This is a genomic window from Candidatus Falkowbacteria bacterium, from assembly GCA_013336275.1.
In the GTDB taxonomy this organism is placed as follows: Bacteria; Patescibacteriota; Patescibacteriia; order Patescibacteriales; family GWE2-39-37; genus JAAXUA01.
In genome coordinates this window covers 180,671-195,507 of the sequence record JAAXUA010000002.1, presented here as the reverse complement: position 1 = coordinate 195,507, position 14,837 = coordinate 180,671, and the positions used below count along the sequence as shown (strand labels likewise).

Genomic DNA, 14,837 nt, shown 5'->3' with positions numbered 1-14,837 from the left:
AATGATTAATGGCGCGGCCTATTTTTTAAATTTATTATCGGTGACTTCGCTTCTTCTTGCGCTGTCTGGATAACCCGGCTGTGGTGCTTGATGCGGGAGTAAAATAGCCAGACACTGGTTACGAGCAGTAGGAACAAGAGGCAGATCATCGCTAGGAGCCACCAAGGCATTATCCAGAAATAGATGGTGTCTTGGATGTTGCGGTCGCCTGACTTGCCGTACTCAACCTCCAGCTTGGCCTTGAATTTGCCCATCCGCTTACCGGCAGACCAGACGGGTTCGAATTGCGGATTCTCACCCGGCTTGACCAGCTGCTGGTTATAATTGACATCGATACTCTCGACTTCACGCTCGCGCCGGTCATAGATGATAATCGATCCCTTAGGGTAGATGTCCTTGTTGCCGATATTCTTCAGGCCGATCAGAAATTTTACCTGATTGTTAAGATTGACTTGCTTTTCGGTGGAAAAGGCGAAATTCTCCGCTTTTTCCACTACGTGTTCGGTCACCTCGATACTGATCATCATCTGCGGCTGGTTGGCCAGCTGCTCAGCCGCCGCCCGATTGGAGCCATTCGGAAATGTGATGGCGGCGAAATATTTTCCCGGCTGGGCGTTCATGTTGACCGTAATCTTCAACGGCACTTCTACTTCCTGATTCGGCCCAAGTTCGACGACGCCACGCCGGATCTCGATCCAGCGGGCGAGCGAAGTCGCGCGATCCAGCTTGCTCGGGTCGACGAATTCCTGTCTGCCCTCATCCTGTTTGACATCATTGACAGTCGGGTAGAGTTCGACTTTGGCGGCAGTATTGTTCTTCAGCTTTACGGTTTTTTCGATTATCTCCTTAGCCTCCGCCCGCTCATCGACGATGCTTGGCGTAACAGTCACCGCCGAATCCATTGTCTGCGCCGAAACCGTTCTGACACCATGCCCGCTGATCGCAGAAGCCAGTAGCAGGCAGGCGAATATTTTGGCAAATATTTTCATTTTTCTTTGAACTTAAGCCTAAGCGAAAAACAGGAAATAAGTCACGGCCGCCAGCAAAAAGACGACTGCCAACAGGATGGCCAGGGTCAGTCCCAGGTGCATGGCTGGCGATCCGCCCTGGGTCTTCTTGACGTAATACTCGCTGCCGACGCCCATCTCACTCATGGCGCTTTCGATTGCCTTGTTCTTGTAAACTTTCAGGAAGATGAAGATGGCGGCGATCAGAAATGCGATACCAGAAACGACGATACCGATGATCTTCCAAGGAAAAATCCAGAAATATTTTATTGATGTCAGCGACTGCATGCCATTGCCGCCCTGCTCGGCCGAAGTACCATAAGTCAGGACTAACTGGGCCTTGTACTTGCCGAAGCCGAAGTCGCCGCTCCAAGGAACCTCAAAACGACGAGTGCTGTTCGGCAGGATATTAGCTCCAGTATCATTAATCCGCACATTAGCGACCTTGTTGCCAAGCATATTGGCAATCTCGATCGTGCCGCGCGGTTTGACATGAACATTACCCTGGTTCTGGAGCCTGGTAGTGAAGTTGACCTTGAATGGCGTACTGTAAAATTCCTTGTCGGTGACGAAATCACGGACCGAGGCAGTCTCATTGGCGTCGCCAGGTATCTGCAAAAGGATCAACGACCCGGCCTGCTGGGCCACTCCAATGGCGGCGCCCTTCTCGGCCGAATCGATTTTGACGTCCGGGGCGCGGGTGCCGAAAATAATGGCGCCGTAATACCCGCCCGGACCGGCATTCTGCGGCACGGTCACGGTATAAGGAAAATCCGCGCTTGAACCTGCCGGGATGTCGACACCCTCCGAAGTGACTGAAATCCAAGACGACAAGAAAGAGCCCTGCTCTGTCCCCGGAACAATCAGTCTCGGCTTGCCTTCTTCGCCTTCAGCCGTGAAGTCGCGCAAGTAGGCATATATCTTCTTCGGCGATTCGGAACTATTAGTCACGGTTATCGACTTGGTAATGACCTGCCCTGGCGCGACCAGCTCTTCCACTCGAGAGGGGCTCAACATAATCGCCTCTGCTGCCAAGGTTATTTGCGGTACAGCCAAGGACATGATGACTGCAGAAACTAACGAGACCAAACCGACTGAACGCTTTAGATTGCTTAATTTCTTCATAGAAAAATTACTGCCAACATTAAATAAAAATTCTCCTTGTTTTTACTTCGTTGCCGGCGAGCCAAATATAAAAATAATAGCTGCCTATTTGATAGAATTATAGCAATTTTTGCCGCCTTTGACAAAGGAAAATGAGGCAAATTTACGACGGAATTTTCATCCGAAAAAACAAAAGAGGCGCCCCATGCTAGGCGCCTCTTTTTATCGTTTGCAGTATCTGTTTAGTAGATCGGGGTTGCGATGTAGGTCAGGGTACTGGTGTAGTCGCCAGCTTCTTGCAGTGCGGAGATCTGGATGCGGTAAGCGACCTTGGCCATGCCCTTGTCCTGGGTCGAGCCATCAGCCGGACCGTTGTGATACATCACGGCCACTGGAACATTATTGTCGAGACCGCGCCACTTGCTGGAGGTGTAATCCTGAAGGCCTCCGCCAGTTGCATCATCGGTGGTGAAGCCGAAGTGGCCGTAGGTTCCCTCTGAATCCAAAACCGGGGTCGGAGCAGCCCAAGTCTGCGGCGTCGAAGTGGCGCCATCTCTGAAGGCATCGATATCCGAACCTCCAGCACTGGTCAGGTTCTGGTCCTGCTCGAGAGTAACGGTATAGCCGCTATCAGCGTTTGTCGTAACCCTTAATTCTTGAGCCATCACTGAGGATGTACCGACCTGCAAGGTGCCGAAGGCTAAAGACGTTGTCGCAGATGCGGCTGTCGTGGTAGCTCCATTGACTGGGGTAGTAGTCGCCAAGGGGCGAATTTCAAATGTCAGTGTCGAAGCGACAGTGGCTGAAACGTCGACATTGTCAACGATGGCTACCATGGCGTTGGCGCTTTCAATGATCGTGCCGCCAGCCTGCTTTGATGAAACAGGGACCAAATAGCTTCCAACCGACGGATTAGTCGAGGTTGTTACTATCGAATAAGTGCCGGTAGCGATAATGGCATCAGCTTGGCAACGTGCTGTCTTTAGGTTAAAAATTGATCCCGTCGTGTTGGCGGGGCAGGTTGGTGAAGTGATATTTCCGAAAGAAGTCAAATCAACTTCAAACCTTTCACCGATTGCCAACGCGACGTGAGATGTGAAAGTGATCGTGTGAACTGCTGAAACGCCTGCATCGGAATCACTTAATCTATCACTTACGTTGGATAGAGAGGCGGCATTTGCCGTCGAGACGAAGCCGTTGACAGCCACCAAGGAGACGATGGCCATGAAGGCTACGATTTTTCTTAATTTTTGCATGGGGATGATATTGTTAGTTTTGAATAAATTTTTTGGGTTTCCCTCTTAGCCTTCCGCCGGCAAACATTTACCAGGTTTTTCGACCTTAACCCAGGATTTACCGGGGCAAACTTGATAAATATTAAGACTAGTTATTCCGACTTAGGCAAATTGGAAATAAAAATATTGTTATTAAATTTATTATACCATAATTTTTCCTTTTTAGTGAGATTAAGGAAACATTAATATTATTTTTCCACCTCACTAAAATTTATTTTAATATTAGCTTTTTATTCACTTATTCCTAGCTTTGTCAGGCGTTGTTTTTTCAATTTTTACCCGCCCTTATGCTCTTGCCATGTTTTTTATCCACAACTTGATCAGTAAATCCGACTACTTGCAAAAACCCAGTTCGCAAATCAGATTCTTCTGGCCATCGCAAGTCTGCAGACCTTGAGAGTCCTGGCAGCACGGCTGATTTGTCTGGCCGCAAGGGAGGCAACTGCCGTTGTTTAACAGATGTCCTGACTGGCAGAATGGCTCCGTCTGGCAGGCTGGTTGTCCATTGGCGCCGCAAAGACGGCAAACGCTGTCAGCGCACTCCGCCTGGCCGGTTGCCGGACTCAAACATTTATCTCCGACGATACAACAAGGATTCCCTGGCAATCCGCAGGCGACGCAAGCATTATTCTGACAAGCTAAGGCCGTGGAACTGGCCGCTTTGCCCGGACAGGCCGGATTATAACCGTCCAGACCGTCAGTCAGGATGTTGCCATCATCGCCTGCACAGCAAGCTTTGCCTTCGATACCGCACAATTGGCAATTGCCCGATTGGCACGATAGCCCGGCTTTACATTTCGGACCGTCGACGCAACAGAATTCCTCTTGCCCGCCGCAACCGCACTCATCGGCGCAACGGTTACGGCTCGGATCGGCCGGGTCGGTGCAGCATTTCTGGCCATAAGAACAGGTGGGTTCGGTAACGCAACACTTGAGTCCATCCATGCCGCATTCTTGGGCAATCAGCACCTCCGGCTGCTCCCTGCCTTTGCTGCCGAAACTCAAATCGCAGCCTGTGACCAAGAGCAGAAGCAATAATAAGGCGGCGATTGTGCTAGCTTTTTTCATATTCAGTTTAATATGTCGGCACCAGGATGTACTCGACTTGGGTCACGTAGTCACCGGGCTGCTGCTGATCGCTGATCTGGATGCGGTAAATAAGATCGATCGGGTCGTTAGTGACCGGGATCGGGCTGTATCCGACCTCCTGTATGCTCGTTTCAAACTTGGCGTAGCTATTGTTGGGGGCGAAGCGCGATGGCGAAGCGCCTGAAAGCGTGTCATCGCTCGTATGATAACCGAAAGCGGCCGGATCAGGAGTCATGGGCCAGGCTTGCGGGTTGCTATTATCAGCCGCGACCGCGTCAATCGTAATGCCATGGCCGTTAATCAGGTCTTGGTTCTGTTTGACGAACAGCTGATACCCGCTCTCCGCGTTGGTCGAAATCAGCAGGCGATGGGCGCCAGTGACCGAAGTCTCGAATGGCAGATTGCCGAACGGTATCGTTATTTCATCGGTGGCGATATCGGTCACCACCCCTTCAGTCGCCGTGCCTCCTGGCAAACCGGAAAGCGCGGTGCCGAGAGACTCATTCCCAGGGGTCAAACTCGGATAAAAACTTCCCAGATTCGGTTCAACCCCCTGGACGTTATATTGGTCGGTATAGGCTCGGAAAAAGTAGGTCGTTCCATTTGTGGCACCGTTGTTGACGATCGTAAACTCCCATTCGGCAACCTCGTCAGCGTTATGCATATAGGTCGAAGTCGAGATGCCAGACTCGTTATGAGTGGAAGTGGCATCGGAATCGGACAGTGTGGTAGAGATTATCGGGTCGTTGTCAGCATCGACGCCATCGCCGTAATTCCAGATCGATGATGAGGAACCTATTTCGCCGACGAAATTCACATCGCTTGAAAAATCAGAAAAAGTCGAATACTGCAGCTTCATCTTCACGTTGCTGCCGGCCAAGCCATTGGTCGCCTTGATCGAAAGCCTTAATTTGAGGACATTGCCACGGGCGATTCCTGCTGGCGCGACTTCTTCTCCTGCCACCGCCGCGGTCGGGGTCTCGTTTTCTTCATCATGGTACCAGCGCCATTTCTGCGACAGCGGTACATAAGTCGGGCTATTGTCCCAAAGGATATAACCTCGGGGATCACCGGCATCGTTGTCAAAATCTTCGCCAGCTATGTTGCCGAGGAGTCCCATAAATGTCCATTCGGTCGTGGCTGCGCTGCCCAAAGCCACGTTGTAGCCCGATATTCCGGTCGAGGTAGCGAAGCTGCAGCCGCTGATCGTCTTGGACGGGTTGGCTGCCATGAGGCCAGGGGTGACGGTAATCGAAGTGCCGCCATTGGTGCCGAGAACGTATTCGCCATTATCCAGAGAAGTGATGACTGAGGTGCCGGACAAAGATAGCCCGTTAGAATCGGTATTGCCGATATTGTAGCGATCGGCGTTAAGTGTGCCGGAGGTGACGGCTAGGCCGTAGCGTCCGGAACCCTGATTATCTACTGTCGTCGTAGCGGTCGAGGTACCTAACAGCTGCAAGGTGCCGCCATCAACGGTGACGTTAGTGCTCGAGGCCAGCCGCACGTTCGCTTGGCGCTCCGAACCGGAGAGCGAAACGCCGTCGAAGTCGGTCTGCCAATTCCAGTACTCGGTCTGCCCTGCTCCGACGTGGTAATCCCCCCAGATGAAGAGCGAACCGTCGATATTGCCATGATCCATCGAATAGAACGAGCTGGTCGGGTCGATATCGTAAGCAGTGGCCGAAGAATTCCACATCCTGATATCGGTATCAGCTCCGACCTTGATGGTGCCATAAGCGTCCGAGGTGCTGGCTTTGCCATTGATAGTCCGCGAGCTGCCGGCGAAGTGAAGGATCGAGCCGGTCCAGGTGGTCGAGGCGGGGTTGAAGGCATTATTGAAAATATTAGACACTACCAGAGTCGCGGCCGGAGAAAGAGTGAAGTCCTGGCCGGCAAGCAGGCTGAAGCCGTTGGTCGAGGTGGCGTTGGCGTTCACGGTCCACCCCCCAGACGGTCCGTTGAACTCGACGTTGTGGAAAGGCGAGTCTCCCGCATCGACCGTCTTGCCCGTGGCGGCGGCATCGAAGACTACGGTGCCGTTATTGCTGGCATAAGTTCCGTTATTCTGCCAATCTCCTCCGGCATAGAACGGGCTGAAGGCTGAGCCGACGAAAGTGGCGCCGCTGCGGATCGAGAAGTCGCCATTGATATCGAAGACCGGATTGTCGACATTGGTCGTTACCGTGACCGGATTGGTGCCATCGCCGATATATAGATAATTGTTCGTCGCCAGCGTACCGCCGTAGAACGCGTAAGTCGGCGAACCGGCACCGCTGGGCGACAGCTCCAAATTGTAGAAAGTGACCGGCGTAAGATCGATATTGTTGACGGACGTAAATTTGAAAGTGGACTGTTCCGGATTAAAAACACCATCGACTGCCAGCGGATTGCCGTTACCCGCCAGAGTCCAGGTACTAGTACTGGCATTGAGCGTCTGTCCGCTATTGATAGTCATCGGGCCGCGGACCAAGATGTTGTTGGTACCCGTCTTCGAGGTGACATCAGTCCAGACGGCATCGCCGATTTCCAGTCCGTAGAAGCTCCAATCGGTCGCGCCGCCGAAAATTCCGGTACCGTCGATAGTGAATATGCCACCAGTCAGATTGATCGTGCCGTCCCCGGTCGCACTGCCGCCCTTGACCAAGACGCTGGTCGTACCGGACAGTGTGCCCGTAGCCATATTCAGGTTGCCGTTGATGGTCGCCGTATCAGAGAAAGACCAGCCGCCGCCGACACCGGTGAAGGCCAGATCCTTGAAGCCGAAGCCGCCGGTCGTGATATCGTAACCGGTGGAGGTGGCCGTAAATGAGACTGTTTCTCCGGCATTCGATTGGAATTCTCCCAGATTGGTCCAATTGCCCCCGATCGAAACGGCATTCGATTCGGCATTGAAGATGGACCCGGTATTGATCAGCAAATCTCCGCCAATCGCGGCTGGCGCGGCGCCTGGCAGCAAGGCGACCTGCCCTCCTGGTCGGAAAGTGCTATTGGGCCAGATATAAAGCATCTGCGACGCCGGCAAAGTCAGATTACTAGATGCGACGCCGGCCTTGATCTGCGAATTCTGGTCAGCGTCATAATTATTGATATCTGAGTTGGTGATCGGTCCGGCATCATCATTACGGACAACGACCCTGTCCTGGTAAACGTCGAGATTGGCCACGTCGCCTGAACCGGCGTAACGGTTGAAGCTGACGCCATAAGTAGAGGCCGGCTTGACCTCCTTAAAAGCGATAATATATCTTGTACCAGCATCGGGGCCTAAGGCCAGCTGGCTCTTGCTGACATTGCCAGTGCTGGTGGCTGTAGGAAAAATCCGATACGCCGAACTGATCGACTGGTCGCTGGTGCCATTCGTGTTGCGATACTGGGCAGAACCGGCCACGCTCCAGCCGGCCGTCAAAGTGCCCCAAGTGTTATCATCGGCGCTAGTCCAAGCCGCGAACACCAGGGCGCCGTCGCTCTGAGTCGTTATGCCAGTAATCGTGACCGGCGAGGCGGCGGCATAAGTGTTGCTCGTTTCTGGCACATCGATTGCCCAGGTGCTTCCGGAATAACCGGGACGGAAGACATGCATCACGACGATATTATTGACTGCCGAAACCATATTGACGCTTGGGTTGGCGCTCCAAGTTCCGTTGAACTGAGTCCAAAATAAATTGACTCGATGATTGCCTGCCCCATTCTGCTGCGTCAACGTATTCCACGTCTGGCCGCCGGCATTAGAGATGGCCAGCACGCCCGATGCGGCAGCGTGAGCCGCCTCAAGTATAACTAAATCTCCGGCTCGCATATTTACAGGTGGAGTAACGACGGTCGGGTTCGTAGCGCTAGAGCCGTTGTCGGCCGGAGTCGAGGCGGAGTTGAAGTAGGTGATGCCGCCCGAGGCTTCTAGCACGGAGTTATCAAGAAAAACCGCCGTCGAACCTCCGGCTGAAAACTGAGTGATATTATTGAATATGAAACTGCCATCGACAGTCGAAGCGGTAGTGGTGGCGATGAGCTGGGTGCCGATTGCTAATCCGACTACCGGGCCGCTCAGAAGCTGGCTGAATCCGTCATCGCTGTAAACCGCTCCGGAAATCGAGATATTGTCGGCAATGTAGACGCTCGGACGGGTGGCGCCATCCTCGAGCGTCACCGGCTTATTATTGAAATATGGCCGGAAGTAATAAGTCGTGCCGGGAGTGGTGCTGGCGGCTAATAAGGTGAACTCCCACTCGGCTACGGCGCCCAGGGCGTGAGTATAGGTCGAGGCCGAGGTGCCGGACTCGTTGTGGGTGGCGGTGGCTGAAGAATCCGATAAGAGCAACGACGAAACGGCCGCGTTGTCGCTATCAGTGCCGTTCGTATATATCCAGGCCTCCGACGTTGAAGCGATTTCGCCGACGAAATTCACATCGCTTGAAAAAGTCGGAGAGGTCGAGTACTGCAACCTCATCTTGACGTTGCTGCCGGCCATATTGACCGAGCCGATCGATTGCCTGAGCTTGAAATCGGCGCCATTGACGATATTTTGCGGCATCGTATCTTCATCGGCTGTCGGGACGACCGGCGTCTCGGCATTAATGTCATTATACCAGCGCCACTTGCGGGCTTTCGGCGTATAAACCGGGCTATCATCCCAGATAAGGTAACCGGTCGGATCACCAGGATCGCTGTCGTAGTTATCGCCGGCGAAATTGCCTGTATGATTGGCAAAGGTCCAGTTGCTCGAAGCGGCCGAGGCCAAAAATATATTGTAAGCCGCGGTTATTGCCGTGGTGGTAGCGAAGTTGCAGCCGTAGATGACCTTGCCCGGATTGGCATTAATGACGCTGGCGGTCAAGGAAATAGCCTGACCGGTCGATCCAGCTAACTGAAAATCGCCGTTATTCAGAGAATTCACGGCTGGCGAACCGGAAAAATTAAGGCCGCTAGTCCCGGCATTATTGATTTGATAATAATCGGCATTAATGGTGCCAGCACTGACATTGAATGAATAGGTACCGCTTCCCTGATTCGAGATCGTGGTCGGTAAAGTGGTTGAGCCGACCATCTCCAAGGTTCCGCCATCAACTGAAACTGTAGCGCCGGACGCCAGAGCTACTTGTACCTGTCTTTGTGCTCCTCCCAGGTCGCTGCCATCGAAATCCGTCTGCCAGCTCCATTCATCCGTCCCGGCAGAGATGTGGTAATCACCCCAAATGTTTAGCGCGCCATCGGAGTTGCCATGGTCCATCGAATAGAGCGAGCCGGTCGGATCGACGCTATAAGCTGAAGCCGAGGAATTCCACATCCGGATATCGGTGTTAACGCCGACCTTCAAGGTGCCATAGGTTTCAGGCGGAGTGGTGGAAGCGCTGATAGTCTGCGATCCGCCCGTCAGGTAGAGTGTCGTCCCGGCCCAAGTAGTTGAGGCTCCGCCGATGCCGTTATAAAACAAGCCGCCGACCTCGATCAGGATCGATGAAGAAGCGATAAAAGTTCCTGCGGTCAAAGTCCAGTCGCTGGTCGAGGTGGCACTCTCTCCGATCGTCCAGCCGCCAGACGTGCCATTAAAAACCACTTTACTGAAAAGTGAACCGCCGGCGTTAATGACCTTGCCAGCGCTGTCGGCATCGAAGGTTATGGTACCCGCCGAATTGATGAAGGTCCCGTCATTTTCCCAATTGCCAGCTACCGTAAAGCCGCTCGAAGTCGGCGCCGCAAAACTGGCCGAGGCGTTGATGGTGAAATCCCCGTTTATATCCAAAGCGGTATTGCTGGCCGCCGCGGTGACCGTAACCGGATTGGTCCCGTTGCCGATCAGAAGATAGTCCGCCGTCGACAAAGTACCCGCGCCCAACGTATAGGTCGGCGACCCGGCGGCTCCCGGCGCCAAGACGAGTCGATAAAAGCTCTTAGGCGCAAGATCGATTCCGCTAGCAGCGACAAACCGGAAAAGCGAGGTTGAAGCGGTCAAACTGCCGTTGCCGGACAAGGCCGGACCAGGCCCTGCTACCACCCACACCGAAACGCCGGCATCAAGAATGTGGTTCGAATTCAAGATCAAACTGTCGGCGACCGTAGTCGTACCGACGCCGGCCTTGGTCGAAGTTGCGACTGCGACTCCATTACCGAAAGCCAAGTCGTAAAAGGACCAGTCGGCCGCACCGCCGAAATCGCCGGTGCCGGCAAGAGTGAATGTTCCGCCAGTCAGATTGATCAGTCCGGCACCGCTGGCCGCCCCTCCGTTGACGGTGATATTATTGGTTCCCGACAAGGTGCCGGTCGCCATGGTCAGATTGCCATCAAGCGTGGTACTGGTGGCGAATGACCAGCCGCCGCCACCGTTGAAAATCACATTATTGAAAGTCGAGGTACTGTTGCTGATAACGAAGCCTGCCGAAGCGGCAGTGAAGATGGTGGTCTGCGCGCCGGTCTTCTGGAATTCTCCCAGATTGGTCCAACTGGAACCGACGGAAACCGTATTGGCTTCGGCGTTCAAGATCGAAGAGGTGGCGACCACCAAGCTGCCGCCTATGCCGCCCCCGCCCGCAGGCAGCGTCACGGTGCCGCCCGGCTGATAAGTGCTCCCCGGCCAGACATAGAGCCGCTGAGTCGAAGAAGCTGACATATTCCCAGAAGACACCAGGACCTTGATGAACGGATCCTGATCGGCGTCATAGCGGTCGATGGTGGCGTTGGTGACCGGACCGCTATCATCGTTGCGCACGATGATGTGGTTCTGATAAATATCCAAACCTATGACATTATCCGCGCCTGAGTAGCGGTCGTAAGCGACGCCGGAGACAGTCGTGCTGGCAAGATAGACGATGGTACTGCTGCCAGTCTCCGGCATAGTGACATTACCGATAGAAAAGCTGCCGTCAGTCGATGAGGCGGTGGTCGAAGCGACAAAGGTGCCGCCGACAGCTAGATTGACCACCGGCCTGGTCAGGAGGGGCGTCACGCCTTGGTCGCTATAGACTTTGCCCGAAACAACTATCTTGCTCGATTGTTCCTCACCCAAGGTGACTATCGGGGTGGTGGTAGCCTGCTTCCTGGCTTGGACTGCACCCAAAAAATTGCTTTCGTCGCCGCCGGCACCAGTAATCGCCACCTGCTCGACATCTTCATAATAAGCATAGAACGGTTTGCCGTCAGTCGAGACGATGCGCGAACCGGCAGCATAGGTCGAGGCATCAGCTACGCCGAACAGCCTTTTCCCCGGATTGGTCGGGGTAGTGGTGCAGGTCGAACTGGCCACGAAAACATTGCTTGGATTATAAATGCTCAGGGTGGTCGTGCCATGCTTCGGCACGCAAGCTACAGCGATGTAGGCGGCATTGCGCGGCACCATATACTCGGTCGAGAGCTCGATGTCGGGCATGAACATCGACATCGAGACGCCATCAGAGTCGTTATACGAATATGAACCGATCGGATAGGTCTGATTGGTCAGACGGACGGCATTGCCGCCGCCCTCGGTCACGGTAGCGCAAGTCGTATTCAAATAGGCGGCAGTCGTGCTACCGACCTGATTGGTGGCACTGGCGCCGCTGGAACAATAGATGGCAAACGTCGTAGTGGCGGTGAAGCCGATCGGGTTGGTGCCCGAACGGATACCGTAAAGGTCGCGCGTGGTCGCCGGATAGATCGCGCCGGAGTAAGCAGCGGTCGTGGCGTAATACGATGCCAAGATCGGATTGGTCGATAGCAGGCGCCCGGCAGTAGTGATGTTGTAAGCGGTCGAGGCGGCGAAGCCGGGATTGATAGCCGTGGTATTACCCAGAGTGTTGCCGTTATAGATCGTGGTGGTCGCTCGGAGGAACGGAGCGTAGCGGGACCAGGTCTCGGTGGTGCCGGAGCTGAAAGGCATGACGAACTGCGTGCCGGCATAAGAGATCGGCACCATGGTTGCGCCTGCCGCGACGCCCGTTATGCTGGCCTGGACCGGCCCCTTCGCTCGCAAGGTGGAGGTGGCCGTCAACGGCGTAATGGTAGCTATCTGCTGGCGATTCAGATTATAGGTCGTGCCGTTGTTGAGTTGGACTTGGTTATTGTCGATCAAGCTGACCACCGTCACCGTTGTCGTCGAGACGGTTCCGTTCCTGACCACATAGTAGAGATCCTGCATCGTGGCATAGCTGAAAGTCGAATACATGTCGCTGGTCGAGGCGGCGGCGGCGTTGCCGTAATAGAGATAGATCTGGCTGGATGAGGCAGCCGGTATCGAGTCGACCTGGACCCAGATCTGCGTGCTTGAACTGGTCTTGTTGAAATACTGCACCCAGAAATCCAGCTGCGTATCCTGGGCGCTGTTGACGAAACGGATATCCGAACCGTCGGCATTGACGTTGTCCCAGAACCCGGCAGTAGTCGAGGCTATTTCGACCAGCACTTGATAATCAGTCAGCGCCGAAGAGTTGGCGGTGTTGTTAATGGTTATCGGCAACTTATAGGGCCATGAGCCGTTCCACCACGGATCCAAGAGACCATACCCCTGGCCATCGCCCATGGCCTCGATAAAGAATTCGCCTCTGGTGCTCGCCGGATAAGCGATGCGCATCTTGTAATAGCGCGTCTTGCCCGGGGCAAGGGCTTGCCCGCTGCCTTTGGTACTGTTCTTGGCCCGCATCGTCTCGGGTACATGTTTGCGCTTGATTTCCTGGCCGAAGACTTGCTTGAAAACGTTCGGCGGCGGCAGTTCTCCGCCTTCCAGTTCGGCCTCGGTCCAAATATTCCTGTTCAGCTGTTCCAGCTTGGCGACGCTGCCTTTGTCTTCCGGAAAGTGGACCTGCAGATTCACCAGCTCGCGCTCGGTCGAGGCATTGGTAACACTGAAATAGACTATGGCATCCGTGACGCCGAAATAATCTTTGCTATTTGATTTGATAATCAGGTTCTCATCGCTATTGTCATCGGTGAATTCAAAAACGATTTCTTTGCCATCAACAAATATCTTATCAGCCGTCTCGTAGCCGTCATCCAGATCTATTTCTTCCTTATTGCCATCGTACTCGGCAGTCACCCAGACGCTATCGAGATCAAGGCCGTAGTCTCCGTTTTCCGACTGACCCTCGATCTTGACCTGCAGCCCCTCGACATCCTGCCACGACTTGAGCTCAGGTGCGTCAAAGGAAAGACGGCCAGCCTGGGCATAGCCCGCCAAAGCCGCTATGTAACAGTCGCTCGAAGTGGCCTCAGCGCAAGCTGACAGATCGATCTCTGGCAAGTCAGCCAACTCATGCCATTGCTTGCTGTCTGGTGAGTCTGCTCCCGGCATGTCAGTGGAATACAGAACCTTCACGCCCCGGCTTGCCGTAGTGCTAGCCGAAGCCGTCTCACCCGAATTATCACTACCCAGCTCGGCTTGGCCGGCAAAGCTTTGGGCCAAAGACAGATTAATTTTTGCGCCTTTCAGCCTGCCCAGGTCCTTGAGTTCGGCCTTGTCCTCTTTCGCTCCGGCCATCAGGACGACCTGGTCGACAAGGTAATCGACCGCTTCTTTGATTTCAGCAACCGTTTCAACGATGGCCTCGGCCGCCTCTTGCAGCTGGCTGGGTTCCGCCTGCTCAGCTGGGATATCAGTCTCCAGCACCGGTTCTGGCGAAATCTCGGTTGGCTGTTCGGTAGCCTGCTCAGCAGCAGAGGGCTCATCAGACGTGACGACCGGCTCTTCGATTATTACTTCAACCTTATCCTCTTTTTCAGCAGCTGGAGCCGGCGCCTCCTCGGCTGCGGCAACCGGGCTGTCTGCCGGAATATCTTGTCCATCATTTTCTGCCACAGCCTCGGGCTGTTTGGCATCTAAGGCTTCTGCGTCCTGGTCTGGCTCTTCGAGATCGACTTTCATGATTTCCGGCTGTTCCGTGGTAAATCCGGCGCAAACAAGAGAATCTCGTCCGCCCCGATAAGCCGCTGAATTAGCGGCATTGAAATCCGTGCTCGATGCGCCTTCTTCAAGACTGGGGGCGCCGCTTGCGTTACCCACACCCTGCCAACTGCTCGAGGCAGCAATTCCGCCTGAACAATTGCCTGCATAAAGATTGACGGCCTTGATGTCCTCTCCTGCCAAAGCCGCTACCGAATTACGCAAAAGCTCGATCGGACCGACTCCGGTGATGGTCCAAAACAAAAAGAAAAGCCCGATCGCTCCGCGCCAGGCTCTGCCGAAAATTTTCAGATTGTCAGAACTATATTCTTTAATGCCCAAGACCTCATTGGAAATCCGCAAGACGCTAGGCGGCACGATGTCCTGCATTAGGCGGACAGCGGGCCGGGAACGGCGAAGCTCTTGCTTATTTTGAGCAAAAAGACGCTTTGTTTTGCTGATGATTGTTTTAACCTTCTTGAGCATGGGGAAAGGTTAAGG

At 54.0% G+C, this 14,837-nt stretch carries 5 protein-coding genes; all 5 read right to left on the bottom strand.

Annotated elements, in window-relative coordinates:
* Positions 1–5: 5 nt before the first annotated feature.
* The 5 genes from HGA34_02560 to HGA34_02540 all read right to left on the bottom strand — a co-directional run bounded on the left by HGA34_02560 (position 6) and on the right by HGA34_02540 (position 14,822).
* A complete protein-coding gene (locus HGA34_02560; GenBank protein NTW22408.1) occupies positions 6–989 on the bottom strand; it encodes a hypothetical protein in 984 nt (327 codons plus the stop codon).
* A gap of 18 nt (positions 990–1,007) precedes the next feature.
* Positions 1,008–2,132, bottom strand: a complete 1,125-nt coding sequence (locus HGA34_02555) for a hypothetical protein (GenBank protein ID NTW22407.1) — start codon at positions 2,130–2,132, stop codon at positions 1,008–1,010.
* Between the two features lie 221 nt (positions 2,133–2,353).
* Positions 2,354–3,367 carry a hypothetical protein gene (locus tag HGA34_02550; protein ID NTW22406.1) on the bottom strand — a complete coding sequence of 338 codons (1,014 nt, stop codon included), beginning with the start codon at positions 3,365–3,367 and terminating at the stop codon, positions 2,354–2,356.
* Between the two features lie 372 nt (positions 3,368–3,739).
* On the bottom strand, positions 3,740–4,474 hold the full coding sequence (locus tag HGA34_02545) for a hypothetical protein (GenBank protein ID NTW22405.1): 735 nt from the start codon (positions 4,472–4,474) through the stop codon (positions 3,740–3,742).
* A gap of 7 nt (positions 4,475–4,481) precedes the next feature.
* Positions 4,482–14,822 (bottom strand): DUF2341 domain-containing protein, encoded by a 10,341-nt coding sequence (locus HGA34_02540; protein NTW22404.1) that lies wholly within the window; start codon positions 14,820–14,822, stop codon positions 4,482–4,484.
* Positions 14,823–14,837 lie beyond the last annotated feature (15 nt).

Coding starts and splice junctions, on each gene's coding strand:
- HGA34_02560 (NTW22408.1), bottom strand. CDS start 989: ATGAAAATATTTGCCAAAATATTCGCCTGCCTGCTACTGGCTTCTGCG.
- HGA34_02545 (NTW22405.1), bottom strand. CDS start 4,474: ATGAAAAAAGCTAGCACAATCGCCGCCTTATTATTGCTTCTGCTCTTG.
- HGA34_02555 (NTW22407.1), bottom strand. CDS start 2,132: ATGAAGAAATTAAGCAATCTAAAGCGTTCAGTCGGTTTGGTCTCGTTA.
- HGA34_02540 (NTW22404.1), bottom strand. CDS start 14,822: ATGCTCAAGAAGGTTAAAACAATCATCAGCAAAACAAAGCGTCTTTTT.
- HGA34_02550 (NTW22406.1), bottom strand. CDS start 3,367: ATGCAAAAATTAAGAAAAATCGTAGCCTTCATGGCCATCGTCTCCTTG.